The organism is Lentzea sp. CC55, from assembly GCF_021056325.1.
GTDB lineage: Bacteria > Actinomycetota > Actinomycetes > Mycobacteriales > Pseudonocardiaceae > Lentzea > Lentzea jiangxiensis.
In genome coordinates this window covers 42,930-63,298 of sequence record NZ_JAJCXE010000008.1, presented here as the reverse complement: position 1 = coordinate 63,298, position 20,369 = coordinate 42,930, and the positions used below count along the sequence as shown (strand labels likewise).

The following is a 20,369-nucleotide window of genomic DNA, read 5'->3' as shown; positions in this document are numbered from 1 at the left end:
CGCGCTCCCGATTTGCTCCCAACACAACGCAAACGGCCCGCCGATGGAGTCCACCGGCGGGCCGTCTGATCAGGTAAAACACACTGTGGGCGATACTGGGATCGAACCAGTGACCTCTTCGGTGTGAACGAAGCGCTCTCCCGCTGAGCTAAACGCCCGTGTTCTGTTGTCTTGCTGTCCCGCTCTCGCGGTGTGGCCATAGCTTACAACATCATCAACGAGAACCAAAAATCGGGCTCTGCAACCAGCTCCACTCGAGGCCGAACCAGCTGCCTACCAGCGCAAACACGTTGAGGAGGTAGCAGGTGACGAGCACGATGCCGCAGACGCCGGCCATCACGAGGCCGCGGACCCAGGACGGCTGGCGCTTGAGCCACTCGACCCAGCGGTCGTAGTAGCGCTTCGCGAACTTGAGGACTCGGCCCGCCCACTCGAACTCCGTCGCGAGGATCGCGAGGCCCGCGAAGACCACGAGCCAGCCCGGGCCGGGGTAGGGGATCATGATGACGCCCGCGATCAGCACGATGCCGCCGATCACGCCCACGCCGATGCGGTAGGCGAGGTTCAGCGCCGGGTTGCGGTGGAACCAGTGGCGCCAGCCCTTGTGCTCGTCCTCGGGCTTCACGTCGGGCTTCGTCATGTGTCGATCATCCTGTTGGGACTCAGGCGGGTGCAACCTGGCCTCCCGCCACCACGTCCGAGGGTTCCGGCGGGAGCTGGCGGCCCGGTTCGAGCGACACCGCGAAGGTCGTGTGCTTGTGCGCTTCGGACGACCATGCCAGCAGTTGCGGGTCGGTCGAGCCGGCACGAACGTCGAACATCGCCAACGGTACCGGCGCTTTCGTGCTCGCACCCCAAACTACGTAAACATGGCCCGAGTCGTTCGGTTTCAGGCCCTTCGGCACCACGGCGGCGGCGGACGAGTTCGAGAGGACGACGGCCACCTCGTCGCCCTTGTCGGTGCGCAGGACCGCCCTGTTCGTACTCGGGTCGGCGGCCAGCGAGAGAGCCGTGTTCAGGTCGTTGGTGCGGGCTTCGGAGGCCGTCACCTGGTCCGAGAGCTGGTTCACGCGCACGCCGAGGTAGGCGCCTCCCGCCAGGACGGCGGCCGCGGCGGCCGCGGCCAGCAGTGCGCGGCCGGTGCGGCGGCGGTGTTGCGGGCGCAGCGGGATCGGGGCCGCCGCGTGGCGCGGGGTGTCGTGGTGCGCCGGGGGCTCCTGCGGGGTGTGCTCGATCTGCTCCATCAGCCTCGCGCGCAGGCGGGGTGGTGGCTGCTCCTGGCGGACCGCTCCGCCGATGCCCGCCAGGACCTCCTGCGTCGCCCGCACCGTGCCGCGGCACGGGGGGCAGGTCGGCAGGTGGTCGCGGACCAGTGCTTCCTCGTCGGGCTCCAAGGAGTGCATCGCCCAGCCGACGGCGAGCTCCTCCTGGGCGCACGGGTCGCCGTTCACCGGTGTGCTCCCGTCGTCTCTCCGGTCTCGCCGGTCCACAAGTTCCCCAACGTCCCTCTCAGACGTCTTATGGCAGCGAACGTGCGCGATTTCACAGTCCCCAGTGGCACGCCCGTCAGCTTCGCGACTTCGCACTGCGTGTAGCCACCCAGATAGGCGAGGGCTATCACCTGGCGCTGCTCTTCGGGCAACGTGTGGAGCGCTGCTCTCACCTCGGCGCTCACCACGCTGACCAACGCCGCGTGGTCCGAGCCCTCGGTGGGAGGCGGCGATACGTCGTCGGTGAGGGGAACAGTTCGGCGCCTTTGCGTGTTCTCTTTACGTACGGCATCCACCGCGCGGTGGTGAACCAAGGTCATCAACCAGGTGCCGAAACTTCCGCGGGTGGGGTCGAACCTGGCGGGGTGCCGCCAGAGCGCGAGGAAAGCCTCCTGGACGACGTCCTCGGCCAGTTCCGGGTCCACGCAGATGCGTCTGGCCAGCGAATAGGCTGGTGTGCCGTACCTGTCGTACAGCTCACCGAACGCCGGCCGATCGCCCTGTGCGAGCCTTTGCACGAGCTCGAAATCAGTCGGCCTGCCGTCGCGTGGTGCGACGGTCGGGCCGGGCGATTCAGCCACCAGAGATGTCCTCACGTCCAACATTCGCGCAACAGCCGGTACCGGGTTCAGGTTAGACCCAGCAAGATGGGGGTCGCTGAACATCGGCTGACGAGCGAGGAGGACACGGAGTGCGTGCAAGCGGTCGCGTTGCGGAGTCGATCTGACCCGATGGGGTGATCTGACCCCGGATCGCGAGCGTTCCTCGCCACATGCACGTCACAACTGAGGTGCTCGGTCGTTTCATTGACCGGGAAGGGAGAAGAGGGTAACGACGATGCGCAACGATCACGTGACGCTCCGCTCGACAGCGGTCTTCGACCTGCTGGCGCCGAGGACCCCCGCGGTTCCGGTTCAGGTGGAGCTGCGATACGACACGAAGGACCCGTACGCGGTAGTCGCCGCGTTCCGCACCGGCCGCGCCGGTTGGGTCGAGTGGGTGTACGCCCGCGACCTGCTCGCAGACGGCCTCATCGCCGACGCCGGCGACGGTGACGTCCGGATCCGCCCCGCCGCCGACGACCCCGAGGTCGTCGTGATCGAGCTGAGCTCCCCGTCCGGCCACGCCATGTTCGAGGCGTCCGCCCAGGAGCTCGCCGACTTCCTCGACCGCACCTACGACGTGGTCGTGCCGGGCAACGAGCACCTCTGGGTCAACGTCGACGAGGCGCTCACGCACCTCATCTCGAACGACCTGAGCTGAATAACCCGAGGTAGGGGGCCCGCGAAGGCGAAGCGGGCACCCCCGGTGAAACCCGCTTGAACCCCTCGTATAAGGTAGTTTCAACATCACGAAGTCAGTGATGTACGCGGATGTAGCGCAGTTGGTAGCGCATCACCTTGCCAAGGTGAGGGTCGCGAGTTCGAGTCTCGTCATCCGCTCTGTGAGGCCTCAGTGGAGTTTCACTGTGGACTCATGCTCCTGGCGGAGTGGCCGAGTGGCTTAGGCAAGGGCCTGCAAAGCCCTGTACACGGGTTCGATTCCCGTCTCCGCCTCGGACGATTAGCTCAGCGGGAGAGCACTACCTTGACACGGTAGGGGTCACTGGTTCAATCCCAGTATCGTCCACTCGGATCACCCAGCGGGGCCCGGTGCACATCGCACCGGGCCCCGCTGGCGTTCCCAGGGCCTGCCGGCGGGCGCGCCAGCCTCAAGATCAGCCGATTTGGAACTTCCGGGGACCGTCGGATAAAGTTCCTCTCGCACCGCGGGAAACCGGGGAGCAAAGCGGATGTAGCGCAGTTGGTAGCGCATCACCTTGCCAAGGTGAGGGTCGCGAGTTCGAGTCTCGTCATCCGCTCGGACGATTAGCTCAGCGGGAGAGCACTACCTTGACACGGTAGGGGTCACTGGTTCAATCCCAGTATCGTCCACTCAGACAAGAAGCCCTCGATCATGATCGAGGGCTTCTTGCTTTTCCAGGACGGTTCGGCCGACCAGTTGTTGTCCACTTTATGGTCCGAGTGGTCGAAAATGCCCACTTTTTTGTCTTTTGTCGACGCCTTCGCCGCATCTACCGTGATGCGCTGTGTCCTACAAGTACGACTTCTTCATCAGCTACAGCCGCAGAGGCACTGTGCAGAAATGGCTGCTGACGCACTTCTACAACAAACTCGTCGAGTACCTCGCTGACGAGTGCGCACCCGCGCCTCGGGTGTACATGGACCGCACGATGCCACGGGCTGTGGAGTGGGCGTACAACCTGGAGAACTCGCTGCGACACAGCAAGATCATGATCCAGTTGCTGACCCCGCCCTACTTCGAGTCGGACTGGTGCATGGCGGAGTTGGAGAGCATGCAGGCGCGGGAGGCCATGCTCGGCCTCGCTGGTGCGGACATCTCACAGGGGTTGATCTACCCGATCCTGTACTCGGATTCCGAGAACTTTCCCGACATCGGTCGAATGCGTTCCTGGCAGGATTTCAAGGAATTCGCCCACCCGGACCCCGTTTATCAGGACTCCGTCGATTACCTCTCCTTTTGCCGGCAGGTCAGGGTCTTGGCGCGCGACCTGGTGCAACTGGCGAAGCAGGTGCCTCCGTGGAGTCCTGACTGGCCGATCGTCGACCGGCCGAATCCGGTGCTCATCCCGCCACCGCCGTTACCGAGGTTCGAGTGATGACCGGAACCGTGATCACGTTCTACTCCTACAAAGGTGGCGTCGGACGCAGCTTCACCCTGGCCAACACCGCCGTCCTGCTCGCTCGCTGGGGGTACCGCGTTCTGGTGGTGGACTGGGATCTGGAAGCGCCAGGTCTCCACCTGTACTTCGGACCGCACCTGGCGACATCGCCGGGCAGCGGCGTGGTCGACATGGCACAGGAGTTCCTCGCCGGGGTGAGGACGCCGAGTGCGCACGAGGTGCGGGTCGGTGTCGGCGGCGTGCTCGACCTGATCGCGTCGGGCAGGGTCGAGGACGGAAAGCTGGACCCCACCTATGCGCGCCGGATGCAGTCGCTCGACTGGGAGGACCTCTACCGGCGGGGCTTCGCGGCCCACCTCGAGGAGTACCGCGAGGAGTGGATCGCCAAGTACGACTTCGTCCTGATCGACAGCCGCACCGGCGTCTCGGACATCGCGGGCATCTGCACGGCTCAGCTGCCGGACCGACTGGTCGTCGTGTTCACCGCGAACGACCAGAACCTCAACGACGTCGTCGACGTCGCCCACCTCGCGGACAAGGCCAGGGACCGCCTGCCTTACGACCGGCCCAGGCACCAGGTCATGCCGGTGCTGTCCCGGCTGGACAACCGCATGGAGTACGAGCGAGCCGAAACGTGGCAGAGGAAGTGCGCCGAGGTCGTCTCTCCGCTGTTTCGCAACTGGCTGGTCAAGACCGTGACCCCGGAACAGATGCTCCGGCACGTCACCGTCCCCTACATCTCCTACTGGAGCTTCGGCGAACTGCTGCCCGTGCTGGAGGAGCAGGTGCCGTCGTCCGACCAGATCTCGTTCGCGTTGGAAACGGTCGCCGCGGTGATCGCGCAGCAGTACGACCGCACGGACCTGCTGCGCGACAACCGGGACGCCTACGTGGCCGCGGCGCGGGCCCAGCGGCGCAAGTTCGACCTCGACCTGTTCGTGTCGAGCCCGCGAACGCTGTGGCGGACCGGCACCGAGCTGATCACGGAGTTGCGCCTGCTCGGGATCAAGGCGGACCGGTCGGTCTCCGGTGACCCGGAGATCCTCGAGCAGGCCGCAGACGTAGCCGAGCACCTCTGCCTCGTGGTGGGGGACGAGCTGAGCCGCTGGCAGCTCACCGAGGCGGAACGGTTCATGCGCAGGACGCTCAGCCCGGACGGTGCTCAGCGGCAGATGTTCTGCCTGCTCACCCCGGGAACCGATCGTGAGCGCCTGCCCGGCTTCCTGCGGGGTCTCCGTCCCCTCGAGTTCGACCTGAACGTCCGGCCCGTTCGGGTGGCGCGGGAACTGCACGACCTCATCAAGGCGACGCCCGCGAAGGAGACCGAGCCGGATCAGCAGGCGCTGCTCGACGCCGAGGCCGCGTTGCGGGAGGTCCCGGAGCAGTTGCCGTACGCCGACAGGGTCGCGCTGGTCGAGGAGACCGTCCGAGGCATGGCGGGGGCTCTCGACGAGAGCGACATGGAACTTCTGCGCGACAGGTCCGCCGACCTGTCGCTGCTCAGCAAGTCGCACCGCAACGGCGCCGGGGTGCTGACGCCTGTGCGGTTGCGCACGGAGGTGAGCGCACTGCTCGCCCGGATCGAACGACGAATCACCGCGTTCACCGACTGAAAGGGCGGCGTGATGCCGAAGACGTACGCACCCAGTGCCCGGGCCGCACTGGTCCAGCTGATGCTCGAGGACCGCGTGATCCCGAACGTGGAGCTGCTGAAGGAGTACAAGATCGAGCTGGGCCGCGACGACCGCGACGCGCTCAACGAGGACGGTCTCATCGAGACCACCAAAGAAGGCAGACGGCTGGTCCACCGCATCACGGAGGAGGGCGTCGCCTGGTGCATGAACGACCTCAGCGAAGGTGAGGCTCCGACGCGCATGGGACCACTGGCCAGGGTGCACGCCGCGGTGCTGCGCCGCGTACTGCGTTTTCTCAAGGACCACGGTCTGTTCGGCGAGGCGATCCGTGCCGATGTCGACCTGGAGGAGCTGATCCGGCAGGTCTACCTGGAGCTGGGTGACGGCTACCAGGACTGGGTGCGGCTCGCCAAGATCCGGCCGCGGCTCGCTGCCGGGCGCGACGAGGTGGACGAGACGCTGCTGAGGATGGTCAAGGGCGGGGACACGCACCTGGTACCGAGCTCGAACCGCAAGGTGCTGACCGCCGAGGACCACGAGGCCGCCATCAGGATCGGCGGCGAGGACAAGCACCTCATGGCGATCGAGGAATCATGACCGAGCACCTGCGCGAGGCGCTGGCGGTGCTCCGGTTCAACTCCGCGGAGACACCCGACGACGTCTGGCACGCCTCGCCGTTCCACATCGACGGCCTGCACACCAGAGCCGAGCACCGCCTCCGCGCGGGCATTGCCGACGCGAGGGACAGCATCGGGCCGAGCGTCGGAGGACTCGTCCTGCAGGGCGAGAAGGGGGTTGGCAAGACGCACCTCCTGGGGTCGGTGCGCAGGATGGTCCAGCATCAGGGCGGTTACTTCTTCCTCGTCGAGGTCACGTCCGGGATGGCGTTCTGGGACGACGTCGCCGAAGCCATGCGCAGTGAGCTGCGGCGCGCCAACGACCAGGGCGAGCTCCAGCTCACCGTGCTGCTGCGCCAGTTGTGCCTCGGTTCGGACGTGCCGGAAGAGGTCGCCGACGCGGTCGTGGGCGAGGCGACGCTGACACCGGAGCACCTGAAGACGTTCCTCAACGGACTGCGCAAAGTGGACAGCCGCATCGCGGTGGAGTGCGGTGACACGATCCGGGCGCTGGTGCTGTACGCCTCCGAGCACTCGGACGTCGGCAGGTCGTACCTCAAGGGCCTGGACGACACGGGGGAGGAGCGACGCCGCTGGGGGCTGCCGGCCGAAGCAAGCCCGTCGCGCACCCTGGTTCGGGACATCTCCCGTGTCCTCGCCATGACCGGCCCGTGCGTCATCGCCGTCGACCAGCTCGACACCCTGGTCAACAAGGGCCAGGACGAGGTCGGGGAGAAGGTGACGAACCCCGAACTGGTGCAGGAGATCGCGGATATTTCCGACGGGCTGATGCAGCTCCGTGAGACGACGAGGCGCACGATCACCGTGGTCGCGTGCTTGATCGACACGTGGATGATGCTGAAGTCGATCGCGAGCGACACCGTCGAGGACCGCTTCACCACAACCCCGGTCCTGGCCTCCATCGCCGACCCGGAGATCGGCAGGAGGCTGCTCGAGAAGTGGCTCGGCGTGATCTACCAGCGCAACGGCATCGTGCCGCCACATCCGACCTGGCCGGTGGCGCCGAGTGCGTTCGAGCCCGCGAACTGGGCGAACCGCACTCCGCGCCAGCTGCTCAAGCGGGTGCACCAGCACGCGGAAGCCTGCCTGTACGGCGAGATCAGGGAACTGGGCTCGTTCGACGAACCGGTGCAGACCGAGGCTCCGCCGACGCCGGTGTCCGCCGGGCCCGAGCCCGACTACATGGCCGAGCTCGACGCCAGGTTCGCACAGTTGAAGAGAGCAGCCTCGATCGTCGCCGCGGACATCAGGCCGCACAACGAGGACGAGGTGTTGCCGGCGCTGCTGCTGGCCGGGATGAAGTCCTGGATCACCGAGGTCGGCAACGACGATCTGAAGTGGCACCCGGAGCCCCATTCCGACGACATGGGGCTGCACGCGGGCCTGCGGCTGACGGTGAACGAGGAACTGGACACCCAGGAGCGCTGGGGCCTGCGGTTCATCGCGAGCAGCCACGGCAACCGGGTGCTCCGCAAGCTGCGGGACGCTCGTGCGGCGGCTGAGGGAAGTCACGGCGCGCGCGGCAGGCACCTGGTCATCGTCCGCAACGGGTCGAAGGGCTGGACGGGCGCGGTGACGCGAAGCCTGGTCGCCGAGATCGAGAGCGCGGGCGGCCGGTGCGTCGACATCACGGACGACGACCTGCGGACGTTCAGCGCCCTCAAGGAGATCTCCGCGGTGCAGACCCACCAGCTGCTCGCCTGGCTGGTGGCGCGGAAACCGGCCAGCGGCACGACGTTCCTGAGGTCGGTGCTGCCCGATCAGGAGCGAACCGCGGCCGGCCACCAGGAGACGCGCCCTCCGCCGAAGGCGAAGTCGCAGCCGAAGCCGTCTCCGCAGGCACAGCCGAAACCTCGGCGGGAGCCACGGCTGCAGGGGCCGGTGGCCGGGTCGGGTGACGGGGCGATCGTGCTCGGGATGGACGGCGAGATCCGAATCGAGCTGGAGTCTTTGCGCAAGCACGCCATCGTGTTCGCTGGGTCCGGCAGCGGGAAGACCGTGTTGTTGCGCCGGATCGTCGAAGAGTGTGCGCTGCAGGGTGTTTCGGCGATCGTGCTGGATCCCAACAACGACCTGGCGCGGCTCGGTGACGCGTGGCCCGAGGTGCCGGGGGAGTGGCGTGCCGGAGACGAGGCCCTGGCCGCCGAGTACCTGGCCGGTACCGAAGTCGTGGTGTGGACGCCGGGGCGGGCGGGCGGGCGGCCGTTGAGCTTTCACCCGCTGCCTGATTTCGCGCTGGTGCGAGGCGATCAGGACGAGTTCGAGGCCGCGGTCGAGTCGGCTGTGGCTCGGCTGGTGCCCCATGCCCGGATCGCCAACGAGACCAAGTTCGCTGTTCGTGCGCGGGCTGTGCTCAAGGAGGCCTTGAAGCACTACGCGAGCAAGGATCGGCGAGATTTGAACGGGTTCGTGGACCTGCTGGCGGAGTTGCCGGACGGAGTCAGCAAGCTGTACTCGGCCACGGCCACCGCGGCCGATCTGGCGGAGACGTTGCGGGCCGCGATGGTCAACGATCCTCTTCTCGCGGCGAGTGGAGAAGCGACGGATCCCGGGGCGTTGTTCGAGCCGTCGGAAGGGAAGAAGGCCCGTGTCTCGGTGATCAGCTTCGTCGGGTTGCCGTCCGACGAGCAGCGGCAGGGGTTCATCAGCCAGTTGCAGCTGGAGGTGTTCGCCTGGATCAAGCGGAACCCCGCGGTGAACCGGCCGCTGGGCGGGCTGATGGTGATGGACGAGGCGCAGACGATCGCGCCGTCCGGTGGTGTCACGGCCAGCACCCAGACCACGATTCTGCTCGCGTCACAGGCACGCAAGTACGGGTTGGGGCTGTTGCTCGCCACTCAGGCGCCCAAGGGTGTGCACAACCAGGTGACCGGGAACGCGACCACGCAGTTCTTCGGGCGGTTGAACAGTCCTGCACAGATCGCGGCGGCCACGGAGATGGCGCGGGCCAAGGGCAGTTCGATCGCGGACATCTCCCGGTTGGAGCGCGGGCAGTTCTACGTCACCGGGGACACCTTCGGGTTCCGGCGGATGCGGGCGTCGCTGTGCCTCAGCCACCACCCGCCCAGTCCGTTGCGGCTGGAGGAAGTGGTCGAGAAAGCCCGGAAGTGAGCGAAAGGGCGGTGCCCCGAGGAAGGGGGCACCGCCCTTTCGCTCACCGCGTCACAGCGTGGTGAGCATGTCCTCGATCCGTTGCCACAGCGTGGGGAACTGGTCTGCCGCGCCGCCGAGGACGACGAAGTTCACGATGTCGTCGCTGGTGCCGTCGCGCCGCACTTCGAGTGCGTAGACCGTGTCCTCAGCGCGTTCGACGCGCACCGCGATCGTGGTGTCGCCCTGGTGCATGGTGCCGGCGAGGCCGCGCTTGGCCAGGCTGGGGGAAGCGGCGGCGAACTGCTCTGCCAGCCGGCGCAGAGCAGCGTTCTGCTCGGCGTGGCCGCTGAACGGGGTAAGGGCCGGCTGCTTGACCGCGACGGCGGCGTCGGCCACCGGAATTCGCGGTTGCTGAGCGGTTTCCGCCGCTTCGACGCGGGCCACCAGGGTGTCGACGAGGTGCTCGTCGGCGCGCAGGTACTCGGGCGACCAGGGGACGTCGCCGGTCAGGACCGGCAGCACGTGGTCGTCTCCGGCCGGCAACTCGTCCGCCGTGTCCGCGAAAGGGACCAGGAAACGCACCTGCGCGTGCGGTAGGTCGTTGCTTTCCAGCACGGTCAAGCCGCGCTGGCGGCACGCCTCGACCACCTCGTCGGCCACGGCGCGCTGGTCCTCTGCGAACGACACGGCGATGTCGTAGTTCGCTGGTTCGATCACTCCATCCTCCTCGGTGAGCCGGCCGGCGGCCGGAGGCGCGCAGCATGCGCGCCGGCTGTTGACCAGAAGTGGATGAGGAGTGGACGCGTTGACCACCTCGGTGGGCAACGGGAAACACCTGGTTCCAGGCTTTTCAAAGACGAATGCTCGAAGGGAGCCCGCAGAAAGCGGGCGAAATCCGGAAATCAATTCCGATTGCCTTCGGGAGATTCGCCATGTCCAAAATCATGTCCACTCTCGCTGCCGGCGTCGCCACCCTGCTGACCGCGATCGCCGTCGCGGCCTCCGTTTCCGGTGGTGTTGCGGCCAACGCCGACGACAACCCGCCGCCGCCTCCCACCACGACCACCACAGAAACGCAGGACGGCGGCGGCAACGTCTGGCACGGTTGATTCAGCCGCACAATCGCCCCGGCCATTTTCCGCAAGGCCGGGGCGATTGCGCCGACCAGGTTCGGATGATGTACTCGGAACACGCCGGAGCGGGAGGTAATCGTGGCCGGGACTTTTGGTGAGCTGTTGCGCGAGCACCGCATCGCCGCAGGGTTGTCGATGGGCCAGCTGGCCAAGATGATCCACTACAGCAAGGGCTACCTCAGCAAGATCGAGAACGATCTCAAGCCCCCGACCCCGACCGTGGCGCGGCTGTGCGACGGTGCGTTGAAGGTCGGTGGCCTGCTGGTCGAGGCCGCGGCGCGTCCCGCCTCATCGCTGCGGAGGCAGGTGCTGCTCGCCGGCACGGTGATCGGTGCGGGGACGATGCTCGGCGTCGGTGGTGCGCGGCCGGTACCCGACGCGACGGTGCTCGCCGGCATGCGCACGTCGTTCGAGAACCTGCAGCACCTCGGTCTGCAGACGAGTCCGCTGGTGCTCATCGAACCGTTGAGCGCTTTGCAGCACACCGTGCACGGTATGGCGCGCGAGAACACGGGACCGGTCGGCACGCGGTTGCTGCGGCTCGCGGCGCGCATCGCCGAGTACACCGGCTGGATGTGCCAGGAGGCGGGCGACGAGACGAACGCGCTGTGGTGGACGAGGCACGCGTCAGAACTCTCGCGTGCGGCGGGCGATCCGGACATCGCGAGCTACGCGTTCGTGCGCGAGGCTGGGCTCGCGCTCTACCGCCAGGACGCGGCCGCCACGATCAGGCTCGCCCAGCAGGCGCAGCACACCGGCAGGACCGGGTCGCGCGTGCTCGCCCTGGCGGCACGGCGTGAGGCGCAGGGCCACGCACTCGCCGGCGACAGGTACCGGACGGAGAGCGCCCTGGACAGGGCCGCGGAGCTCATGGAGGCCGTTGATCCGCGGGCTCTGTACCCCGCCCTCGGCTCCAGCGTTCCCGATCCGCTGGAACTCGCCAAGGGCTGGGCGCTCTCCGATCTCGGGCTCAACGAGGAGGCCGCGGACGTGCTGACCCGGCAGTTCGCGCTGGTGCCCGCCACGTCGCGCCGTTCCAGGGCGAGGTTCGGCACCCGGCGCTCGCTGGCGTACGCGCTGTCAGGCGAGGTGGACGAGAGCTGCCGCACTCTCGTCCACACGCTCGAAGACGCGGCCCACGTCGATTCGGCGACGGTGCGGACCGACCTGCGTCAGCTCGCGAGAACCCTTGGGCGCTGGCACAACCACGGTGCAGTGCAGGAGGTCTACCCGGACTTGAAGCGACTGCTATCTCACCGCTGACCGCACGCGCACGTGAACGCCGCGCGGTCTGCGCGCACCACCTCGGCTTCGGGTTGTTCGAGTTCGCGGAACAACGCTTCGGCGGCGTTCCAGTGTGCGACCGCCTCGTCGTGCCGGTCCAGTTCGTGCAGTATCCGCGCGACGCCGATCTCGCCTTGCGCCAGGTTGGTGCGGTTGTCGGCGTCGGTAGCGATGTTCAGCGATGACTGGTAGTGCTGCAACGCCCCGGCCGGGTTGCCGCTGTCGCGCAGGATGGCCGCCCGATCACGGTCCAGCCTCGCTTTCAGGTCCAGGTCGTTCAGCCCCTTGGCCGTCCTGATCGCCAGATCGTTGTTGTGCAACGCGAGGTCCAGCCTGCCCAGCAGGCGGTGGGCATCGGCGATGTTGGTCAGTGCGAAGGCGGCGGTGCACGCATCACCGAGCTCGGCGGCGATCTCGTGCGCTTCGAAGTGCGTCGGGATCGCCTCCTCGACCTGTCCGAGGTGTTGCTTGATCGCGCCGAGATTGTTGAGCACGTGGGCGAGTCCTTGCCGGAACCCGATCTTCCGCAGGATCTCGACGGCTTCTTGCTGCTGCTCCAGCGCGACGTCGTAACGGTGGTGCTGCTCGTTGAGGAAACCGAGCGAGCTCAACGCATGGGCGCGGCCGCGCAGGTCGCCGCACTGCTCGCACTTCGCTTGAGCGGCTTCGAAGTGCTTCATCGCCTCGTCGTGCTGGCCCAGTTGCACGAACGACACGGCGAGTGCACCCAAGGCCACCGCCTCACCCGCCACATCGCCGAGACGCCTCCAGCGCCGCAACGCCTGTCCGGCCTGGTCCAATGCCTCCGCGTGCCTGCCGCGCCGGTCGTTCGCGGTGGAAAGCCGTTGCAGCATGTGAGCTTGGCCGTAGTCGTCGTCCGGGTGAACCGCCCTGACGGCCTCGACCCAGTCCTCGAACCGGTTCGTCGTGTTGAAGTGCCGCCAGATCAACGCGGCCAGTCGCCACGCCTGATCCGGTCCGGAGTGGCTGATCGCGGCCATCAGGTTGTCGCGTTCGGCGGTGATCCACGCCAGCGCCTCGTCCTGAGTGGAGAACCGCACGCTGAGCGGAGCTTCTCCTTGCACGGACGGTGAAGCGAGGCGGTCGAACGGGTAGGCGACGTCCACCGCGTCGGCCAGCGTCACGAGGTAGAAGTCGATCAGGCGGGTCAGTGCGCCGGCCGGTGCTTCCCCGGCGGCGGCGAACTCCTTGATGGAGTCGAGCATCTGGTAGCGGTCCGGCGCGACTTCTTCGAGCAGGCAGACTTCGTGCAGGTCGTAGAGGAGCTTGCGGGTCGTGGCGATGTCGTGGCCTGCGAGGGCGGCCGCACCGGTCAGGTCGACGTCGGGACCGGGCAGGTGGCCGAACAGCCGGAAGAGGCGTTGCTGCCGGTCGTCGAGCTGCTGGTAGGACGCGTGGATGGCCGCGTCGGCGCCTTCCCGCCACGCTCCGCTGTCGTCCAGCCGGCCGAGCAGGTGGTCGAGCGACCACCTGTCGTGCTTGCGCAGCAACGCGGCCGCGACCGTGATCGAGACGGGCAGGTAGCCGCAGCGCTTCACCAGCCCCGCCACGTCCGACGACCGGCCGTGCACGCGGGATCCGATGAGCCTCCGGAACAGCGCCTCCGCGTCGTTGCGCGGCAACGGGGTGAGCCTGAGGTGCTCGCCGATGTCCGGCTCGCCCAACCTGCGGCTGGTGACGATCGCGAAGCAGCCGCGGGCTTCGGGCAGCAACGGCCGGATCTGTTCAGGTGATGCCGCGTTGTCCAGCACGACGAGAGTTCTCGTGCCGTAGAGCTGGGTCTGGTAGAGCGTCGCCTTGCGCCCCTCCGTGTCGGGGATCTGTTCCGGCGGTATGCCCATCTCGGTCAGCAGCTGCGTCAACGCCTCCGACACGGACATGGGTGCCACGTTCGGGGTGAACCCGTTGAGCCCGACGAGGAGCTGTCCGTCCGGGAACCGGTGGCGCAGGCGGTGCGCGGCCTCGACGGCGAGGCCGGTCTTGCCGACGCCGGGCGTGCCGCTGATCCACACCCCGCGGCGTTCGTCCGATCCCGCGGCGGCCGCCTCGATCATGTCGAGCTCCTCGGAGCGGCCGGTGAACCCGCCCGGACGCGACGGCAGTGAGCTCGCCGGCTCGCCGCGGCGGGCGCGTTCGGCGAGGTTGCGCAGCAAGGTTCCGGGTTCGAGACCCAGCTCGGCGAGTGCGTCGGAGGCGGCGTCGAAGGCCTTGATCGCTCCTACCCGGTCGCCACCCGCGATCAGTGCGCGCATCAGCAGTTCCGCGTACTTCTGGTGGGCCGGCTGGATGCGGACCGCACGGCGCATCCGGTCGCGGGCCGAGCGGTGGTCACCGGTGACGAGTTCCAGCTCGGCCAGGTCCCCCAGCGCGTCGAGGTGCGCCTCCTCCGGAGGGATCACCTCGGTGCCGCCGATCCGGTCGATGTTGATGTCCTCCAGGAAGTCGCCACGCCACAGTGCGACGGCCTCGCGCAGCAGGTCGACGGCACGGCGCTGGTCGTTGTCCTGCCGGGCCTGCGCGGCTTCGGCACGCAGCCGGTCGAAGCGCAGCGAGTCGATCTGGTCGTCGCCGACGCGCAGGAGGTATCCGGTGGCCGTCCGCTCGATCTCGGCGCCGGTCCCGTCGAACGCCTTGCGCAGCTTGTTGATGTAGCCGCGCACCAACGTCCGGCGTTCCGGGCTGTCCGGCCACACGACCTCGGTGATCCGTTCGGGTGACACGGGCTTGTTCGCGTTCAGCAGGAGCACGACGAGGATGAAGCGTTGTTGCTGGTCCCCCAACGGTACGGCGGCGTTGTCGTGCCACGCCTCCAGCGGACCCAGCATCCGAAATTCCACGCCGCCTCCCCATCTGAAGCTTCCGTCTGGGGGAATGTCGCGCAAAGCGCCTTACATGTGTCATGGAATCATCTTTTTGTCCACGTTTGATCAACGCGATTCGGTAACGGTGCACGTCATGGTGCCCGAGGTGTTGCCGTGTTACGTCGTGTGCGACGTGTCCTCGTCGATGAGCGACCACATCGACGAGGTGAACGCCGGAATGCGTGAGTTCCGGGGTGCGGTGCACGCGGACCGGCGTGCCTCCGCTCAGGTCAGGTTGTGTGTCGTCGCTTTCGCGGAGAGCCCGCTGGTGGTGCGGCCGTTGTCGCCCGCGCTCGATCCGGCCGAAACCGTTCGATCTCGCCAGGAGCCGGGTTCGGACTTCGGTTCGGCGCTCACACTCGTGCGCACGGTCATCGAACGCGACGTGCATGCCCTCAAACAAGAACGGGTGCGGGTGCGCCGTCCACTGTTGTTCTTCGTCTCCGACGGCAGGCCGACCGACCCGGCGTGGTCCGCGGCGCTGGACCGGCTCGCCGCCACGGCGTCGTGCCCGGAGATGATCGCGTTCGGGCTCGGTGCCGTCGACCGGCCGACGCTCGGCCGCATCGGCACGTCGCGCGTCTTCCTCGGTGATGACGGTGTGCGCCTCGGCATCGCGCTGGTCTCTTCGGTCGCGCGGACCGTCCTGCGATCGGAGCACGTGTGACCGATCCACGACGTGTCCACTTCTCGTCCACACGTCCGCCGCACGCTGCCCCCGCCGCACGCGAGAGCGCAACGGGGAGGAGATACGGAGATGATGACCAACCTGGTCAAGGAGCTGAAGGCACTCCGCAAGGGACGGGGTGTGCACGTCGGCCGGATCGTGGAAAGAATCGGTCCGTCGCTGGCCGTCGCGTGCGGGATCACGAGTGCCGACGGGGCGGTCGCGGCGAAGCAGAAGCTCGTCACCCGGCTGACCGAGCTCGTCGAGCAGCTACCGGAGGACCTCCAGCTCGCGGCGCGGGCGGCGTTCGGCCTCATCCCCGACGTCCGGCAGCCGCTCTACCAGGACCGCGTCACGTGGGTGGCGGCGCGGATCGACCGCGACTCCCGCACGGTGCGCCGCCGCGTCGACGAGGCGGTCGAGCAGCTCGCCGAGCTGGCGGCCACGACCACCAGCCGGGTGGACGGGGGCTGGCACACCGCGGAGCTCAGCGTTGCCGTGGTGCTGGACCAGGGGCAGCCGGAGGTGCTGGAGCGCCACCAGGTCGTCGTCGACCAGGACGGGGTGGACTCGCTGGATTTCACATCGGTGTTCCCGGTGCGCCGGCGGGACGTGGACGTGCATCTGCTGTACGGCGGGACGTTGGAGAACCGCGTGGACCGTCCGGGTTTCACGCTCGTCCCGGCCGAGCCGCTGAGGCGCGGTGACACCCACGACTTCACCGTCCGCTACCGGTTGCCGAACCGCGAGGCCATGCACCCGTGTGTGCTGCACGTGCCCGAACGGCCCTGCGAGCTGTTCGATCTGCGGGTGAGGTTCGAACACGACCGCAGGCGGTTCGTGCGGACGTTCGACGGCGTGCTGCAGCGCTCCGACGTGGAGCCCGCCGGGATGCAGCAGGCGGTGGACCGCGCGGGGGAGGTCCACCTGAGGTTCCGGCGGCTGCTGCCCGGCCTGCTCTACGGCGTGAGGTGGGGAGGGTCGGCCGTCTGCTCGGTGCGGCGGGCGTCATGACCTGCGGGGCTCGTACCAGGTCTCGCCCGCCGGCTCGCCCGCCATGTTCCACGCCCAGGCCCGTGTCGGCGTGATCCGGCAGTAGAGGCCGGGCCCGACGAGCCCCACCCGCTCGACCGGGTCGTCCGCCGTGCCGTAGACGCGGATCGCGCGGGCCACGAAGGGGGTGAGCGACGGCAGGTCGTCGATCACCAGCGACACCTTGCGGCGGCCCGCGGTGATGTTGCGGAACTTGCGGGTGCGCAGGACCTGCTCGCCGACGCCGCCGACCCAGAAGTGGGTGCCGTCGTACTCGAACGCGAGGGGCACGACGTCGGGCTGGCCGTCCTCGTCGACCGTGGCGAGGCGGGCCAGGGGCTGGGAGCGCAGGTAGGCGAGCTCTTCGTCGGTGAACATGCCACCTATACGAACAGCCGCCCGCGGATTCGACCAGGGATGCTGGTGTGGTGCGCCCACTTGTCCTGCTCGACGTCGACGGCCCGCTCAACCCCTGGGCGGGCGGCCCGAAGCCGGCGAACTACCGGCCGTTCGACATCAAGGTCGGGTGGCGGCGCAGGGTGCGCGTCTGGCTCGATCCCGGGCACGGTGACCAGCTGAGACGGCTGGCGGAGGAGACCGGCGCCGAGCTGGCGTGGGCGTCGAGCTGGCTGCACCGCGCGAACGCCGAGATCGGGCCGCGGTTGGGGTTGCCGCCGCTCAAGGTGGTCGAATTCCACGACGCGCACGGCTGGAAGTACCCCGCCGTCGCCCGGTACGCCTACGAACGGCCGCTCGTCTGGTTCGACGACGACTTCGGGCTGCACCCGGCGCGCCGGGAGGAGTTCGTCCACAAGCGACGGCACCTGACCACCGCGCTCATCCACGTCGATCCGGGGACCGGGATCTCGGCGCGGCACCTGGACGAGGCCCGGGAAGCATTCAGCCGCAACCCTTAGGGCACCGAGAATTCACGGTTGGAGTCGAGAAGGTCTCAACCGGCGCGGCTGGCTTGACAACGAAAGCGGTGCGCGCGAATCCTCCGCCTGTGCTGAAGCGAGGGAACGTCACCACGAAACTCATCGGTGTCGGCGCGTTGGTGCTGGCAGTGGCCGCCTGCGGAGCCCCGCCCGCCAAGGAGGCGCAGACCGGCGCCGCCGCGACGGCCAAGTCCGCGAGCGAGTTCGGCGGTGTGGACAAGCTGGTCGAGGCCGCCAAGAAGGAGGGCAAGCTCAACGTCATCGCGCTGCCCCCGGACTGGGCGAACTACGGCAAGATCATCGAGGCGTTCGAGGCCAAGTACGGGATCGAGGTCGACTCCGCGCAGCCCGACGCGTCGAGCCAGGAGGAGATCAACGCCGCCAAGCAGCTCAAGGGCAACGACCGCGCGCCGGACGTGTTCGACCTCGGGCTGAACGTGGCGCTGGCCAACAAGGACCTGTTCGCCCCCTACAAGGTCAGCACCTGGGACGACATCCCCGCGGAGCTCAAGGACGCGGACGGCCTGTACTACGGCGACTACGGCGGCTTCATGTCGATCGGCTACGACGCCGCGAAGGTGCCGGCGCCGACCAGCGTGAAGGACCTGCTCAAGCCCGAGTACAAGGGCAAGGTCGCGCTCAACGGCAACCCGACGGAGGCCGGTGCGGCGTTCGCGGGCGTGGTCATGGCCTCGCTCGGCAACGGCGGTTCCGCCGACGACATCGCGCCCGGTGTCGAGTTCTTCAAGCAGCTCAAGCAGGCCGGCAACTTCCAGCCGGTCGACCCGTCACCCGCGACGATCGAGTCCGGCCAGACGCCGGTCGTCATCGACTGGGACTACACCAACGCCGCCCAGACCGACAAGCTCAAGGGCAAGCTCGACTGGAAGGTCGTCGTCCCGGCCGAGGCGCAGATCGGCGGCTACTACAACCAGGCCGTCAACAAGGATGCGCCGCACCCCGCGGCCGCGCGCCTGTGGCAGGAGTTCCTCTACTCCGACGAGGGCCAGAACCTGTATCTGCAGGGCATGTCCCGCCCGGTGCGCCTCGACAAGATGGGCGACAAGGCGGACAAGGCGGCGAAGGACAAGCTGCCGAAGACCGACGGCAAGCAGGTGTTCCAGACGCAGGCCCAGGCCGACAAGGCCAAGGCCGTCCTGACCGCGACCTGGGCGCAGGCCATCGGATGACCTCGGTCGCTCCCGTAGCGACGACGCCCGGCGGTTCCACCGAGATCAAGGGTGGGGCCGCCGGTCGGCCGTCCGCGGCCGCCTGGCTCGTCGCGGTGCCGTTCCTCGCGTTCGCCGGCACGTTCCTCGTCTACCCCACGGTGCTCGTGCTGGTCGGCGCGTTCCAGGACTCGAACGGCGCGTTCACCCTCACCAACCTCGAGACCCTGTTCACGGGCGTCGTCTTCGACGCCTTCGTGCGCAGCATCGAGCTCTCCGCGCTCACGGCGCTGATCGGCGCGGTCTTCGGTGCGCTGCTCACGTGGGCGATCGCGGTCGGCAACCCCGACGGCATGCTGCGCCGGGTCGTCGTCGCGGGCAGCGGTGTGCTCGCCCAGTTCGGTGGCGTGCCGCTGGCCTTCGCGTTCCTCGCGACGGTCGGCTTCGAAGGTCTCGTCACGAAGTTCCTGCGCGACAACGCCGGCATCGACCTGTTCGCGGGCAGCGCGTGGTTGTTCGAGCTGCCCGGCCTGACGCTCGTCTACACGTTCTTCCAGATCCCGTTGATGGTCATCGTGTTCCTGCCGGCGCTGGACGGGCTGCGGCCGCAGTGGCGCGAGGCGAACGCGAGCCTCGGCGGCACGAGCTGGACCTACTGGCGCCACGTCGGCGGACCGATCCTCACGCCGCCGTTCCTCGGCGCGCTGCTGTTGTTGTTCGCCAACGCCTTCAGCGCCTACGCCACGGCCGCCGCCCTCGTCTCGCAGGGCAGCCCGATCGTGCCGCTGCAGATCCGCGGGTTCCTCACCGGCGAGGTCGTGCTGGGGCAGGAGAACCTCGGCAAGGCGCTGGGCCTCGGCATGGTGGTCGTCGTCAGCATCGCGATGGGCGTCAACGTGCTGCTGCAACGAAGGGTGGCCAAGTGGGTTCGCCAGTGAGGCAACGCGTCCTGCGCACGATCGTCCTGCTGGTCCTCGGCGTCTACTTCGTCCTGCCGTTGATCGCGATGGCGGAGTTCTCGACGCGCGGCAGGAACGGCACCCGCAGCCTCGAGTCGTGGACGTCGATCGTCGACGACGAAGGACTCATGGAGGCGCTGGTCAACTCGCTGTTGCTGTCGGTCACGAGCGCGGTGCTGATGCTGGTGCTGCTCGTGCCGACGATGGCGTGGATCCGGTTGCGGCTCCCGCGGCTGCAGCGGCTCGTGGAGTTCCTGTGCCTGCTGCCGCTCGCGATCCCCGCGATCGTGCTCGTGGTCGGCATGGCGCCGCTCTACGCGTGGGTGAACTACTTCCTCGGCGACTCGGCGCTGACGCTCACGTTCGCGTACACGATCCTCGTCCTGCCGTTCGCCTATCGCGCGATCGACGCCGGACTCGCCGCGATCGACCTCAAGACGCTCGCCGAAGCAGCGCGCAGTCTCGGGGCGTCGTGGCTCACGGTGCTGTGGAAGGTCGTGGTGCCGAACATCCGCGTGGCGCTCATCGGTGCTTCGCTGCTGAGCGTGGCGTTGGTGCTCGGGGAGTTCACCATCGCGTCACTGCTCAACTTCGACACGCTGCAGGTCCAGGTCAACCTGCTCGGCAAGCGCAACGCGGGCGTCTCGATCGCGGTGTCGCTGCTGTGCCTGGTCTTCGCGTTCGTCCTCCTGTTCGCACTCTCCTATGTCGGCCAGCGGCGCCGTCAGACCGTGGTCGAGGAGTAA

19 protein-coding genes and 6 tRNA genes are annotated in these 20,369 nt (G+C 68.0%); 18 read left to right on the top strand and 7 right to left on the bottom strand.

The features are described 5' to 3' along the window. Nucleotides 1-86 precede the first annotated feature (86 nt). The 4 genes from L6E10_RS05340 to L6E10_RS05325 form a co-directional block, all read right to left on the bottom strand. Nucleotides 87-158: transfer RNA gene (locus tag L6E10_RS05340), tRNA-Val, on the bottom strand. 56 nt (nt 159-214) lie between these two features. Next, nucleotides 215-640 carry a TIGR02611 family protein gene (locus L6E10_RS05335; protein ID WP_236217344.1) on the bottom strand — a complete coding sequence of 142 codons (426 nt, stop codon included), beginning with the start codon at nt 638-640 and terminating at the stop codon, nt 215-217. Between the two features lie 22 nt (nt 641-662). Continuing rightward, nucleotides 663-1,451, bottom strand: coding sequence for an anti-sigma factor (locus L6E10_RS05330; RefSeq protein ID WP_236217341.1), 789 nt, complete (start codon nt 1,449-1,451; stop codon nt 663-665). Then, a complete protein-coding gene (locus L6E10_RS05325; protein WP_236217339.1) occupies nt 1,448-2,071 on the bottom strand; it encodes an RNA polymerase sigma factor in 624 nt (207 codons plus the stop codon). The genes L6E10_RS05330 and L6E10_RS05325 overlap by 4 nt, the downstream gene beginning before the upstream one ends. Before the next feature lie 256 nt (nt 2,072-2,327). On the opposite strand from L6E10_RS05325, the gene L6E10_RS05320 reads away from it, so the two are divergent. The 10 genes from L6E10_RS05320 to L6E10_RS05275 all read left to right on the top strand — a co-directional run bounded on the left by L6E10_RS05320 (nt 2,328) and on the right by L6E10_RS05275 (nt 9,577). Further along, nucleotides 2,328-2,753, top strand: coding sequence for an SsgA family sporulation/cell division regulator (locus L6E10_RS05320; protein ID WP_030477975.1), 426 nt, complete (start codon nt 2,328-2,330; stop codon nt 2,751-2,753). Between the two features lie 106 nt (nt 2,754-2,859). Next, a tRNA-Gly gene (locus L6E10_RS05315) sits at nt 2,860-2,932 on the top strand. A 42-nt stretch (nt 2,933-2,974) separates the two neighbouring features. Continuing rightward, nucleotides 2,975-3,046, top strand: a tRNA-Cys gene (locus tag L6E10_RS05310). Between the two features lies 1 nt (nt 3,047). Next, nucleotides 3,048-3,119, top strand: a tRNA-Val gene (locus L6E10_RS05305). Nucleotides 3,120-3,278: 159 nt separating this feature from the next. Next, a tRNA-Gly gene (locus L6E10_RS05300) sits at nt 3,279-3,351 on the top strand. 1 nt (nt 3,352) lies between these two features. Then, a tRNA-Val gene (locus L6E10_RS05295) sits at nt 3,353-3,424 on the top strand. Nucleotides 3,425-3,579: 155 nt separating this feature from the next. Further along, on the top strand, nt 3,580-4,170 hold the full coding sequence (locus L6E10_RS05290; protein ID WP_236217337.1) for a TIR domain-containing protein: 591 nt from the start codon (nt 3,580-3,582) through the stop codon (nt 4,168-4,170). Further along, nucleotides 4,170-5,807 carry a KGGVGR-motif variant AAA ATPase gene (locus L6E10_RS05285; RefSeq protein WP_236217336.1) on the top strand — a complete coding sequence of 546 codons (1,638 nt, stop codon included), beginning with the start codon at nt 4,170-4,172 and terminating at the stop codon, nt 5,805-5,807. The genes L6E10_RS05290 and L6E10_RS05285 overlap by 1 nt, the downstream gene beginning before the upstream one ends. A gap of 12 nt (nt 5,808-5,819) precedes the next feature. Next, entirely contained in the window at nt 5,820-6,425 is a 606-nt protein-coding gene (locus L6E10_RS05280) for a hypothetical protein (protein ID WP_236217334.1), read from the top strand. After that, a complete protein-coding gene (locus L6E10_RS05275; protein ID WP_236217332.1) occupies nt 6,422-9,577 on the top strand; it encodes a helicase HerA domain-containing protein in 3,156 nt (1,051 codons plus the stop codon). The genes L6E10_RS05280 and L6E10_RS05275 overlap by 4 nt, the downstream gene beginning before the upstream one ends. A 51-nt stretch (nt 9,578-9,628) precedes the next feature. Here the strand turns inward: L6E10_RS05275 and L6E10_RS05270 are convergent, their stop codons facing one another. Then, nucleotides 9,629-10,372: a hypothetical protein gene (locus L6E10_RS05270; protein ID WP_236217330.1), complete on the bottom strand. Its 744-nt coding sequence runs from the start codon at nt 10,370-10,372 to the stop codon at nt 9,629-9,631. A 119-nt stretch (nt 10,373-10,491) separates the two neighbouring features. On the opposite strand from L6E10_RS05270, the gene L6E10_RS05265 reads away from it, so the two are divergent. Both L6E10_RS05265 and L6E10_RS05260 read left to right on the top strand, forming a co-directional pair. Beyond that, nucleotides 10,492-10,668: a hypothetical protein gene (locus L6E10_RS05265; protein ID WP_236217328.1), complete on the top strand. Its 177-nt coding sequence runs from the start codon at nt 10,492-10,494 to the stop codon at nt 10,666-10,668. 102 nt (nt 10,669-10,770) lie between these two features. Further along, nucleotides 10,771-11,955: a helix-turn-helix transcriptional regulator gene (locus tag L6E10_RS05260; protein WP_236217326.1), complete on the top strand. Its 1,185-nt coding sequence runs from the start codon at nt 10,771-10,773 to the stop codon at nt 11,953-11,955. On the opposite strand, the gene L6E10_RS05255 is transcribed toward L6E10_RS05260, so the two are convergent. Beyond that, nucleotides 11,946-14,834, bottom strand: a complete 2,889-nt coding sequence (locus L6E10_RS05255; protein WP_236217324.1) for a tetratricopeptide repeat protein — start codon at nt 14,832-14,834, stop codon at nt 11,946-11,948. The two genes, L6E10_RS05260 and L6E10_RS05255, sit on opposite strands and share 10 nt — an antisense overlap. Nucleotides 14,835-14,952: 118 nt before the next feature. On the opposite strand from L6E10_RS05255, the gene L6E10_RS05250 reads away from it, so the two are divergent. Beyond that, entirely contained in the window at nt 14,953-15,525 is a 573-nt protein-coding gene (locus L6E10_RS05250) for a hypothetical protein (RefSeq protein ID WP_236217323.1), read from the top strand. Between the two features lie 90 nt (nt 15,526-15,615). After that, nucleotides 15,616-16,539 (top strand): hypothetical protein, encoded by a 924-nt coding sequence (locus L6E10_RS05245; protein WP_236217321.1) that lies wholly within the window; start codon nt 15,616-15,618, stop codon nt 16,537-16,539. Here L6E10_RS05245 and L6E10_RS05240 read toward each other — a convergent pair. Continuing rightward, complete coding sequence (locus tag L6E10_RS05240; RefSeq protein ID WP_236217319.1) at nt 16,534-16,935, bottom strand: PPOX class F420-dependent oxidoreductase; 402 nt, start codon at nt 16,933-16,935, stop codon at nt 16,534-16,536. The two genes, L6E10_RS05245 and L6E10_RS05240, sit on opposite strands and share 6 nt — an antisense overlap. A gap of 50 nt (nt 16,936-16,985) precedes the next feature. On the opposite strand from L6E10_RS05240, the gene L6E10_RS05235 reads away from it, so the two are divergent. The 4 genes from L6E10_RS05235 (at nt 16,986) to L6E10_RS05220 (ending at nt 20,369) form a co-directional block, all read left to right on the top strand. Further along, on the top strand, nt 16,986-17,474 hold the full coding sequence (locus tag L6E10_RS05235) for an HAD domain-containing protein (RefSeq protein ID WP_236217317.1): 489 nt from the start codon (nt 16,986-16,988) through the stop codon (nt 17,472-17,474). A gap of 89 nt (nt 17,475-17,563) precedes the next feature. Next, the gene (locus L6E10_RS05230) at nt 17,564-18,685 is read left to right on the top strand and encodes an ABC transporter substrate-binding protein (RefSeq protein ID WP_236217315.1); all 1,122 of its coding nucleotides are present in this window, start codon (nt 17,564-17,566) and stop codon (nt 18,683-18,685) included. Next, a complete protein-coding gene (locus L6E10_RS05225) occupies nt 18,682-19,602 on the top strand; it encodes an ABC transporter permease subunit (protein WP_236217313.1) in 921 nt (306 codons plus the stop codon). Before L6E10_RS05230 ends, L6E10_RS05225 begins: the two co-directional genes overlap by 4 nt. After that, nucleotides 19,587-20,369, top strand: a complete 783-nt coding sequence (locus L6E10_RS05220; RefSeq protein WP_236217311.1) for an ABC transporter permease — start codon at nt 19,587-19,589, stop codon at nt 20,367-20,369. The genes L6E10_RS05225 and L6E10_RS05220 overlap by 16 nt, the downstream gene beginning before the upstream one ends.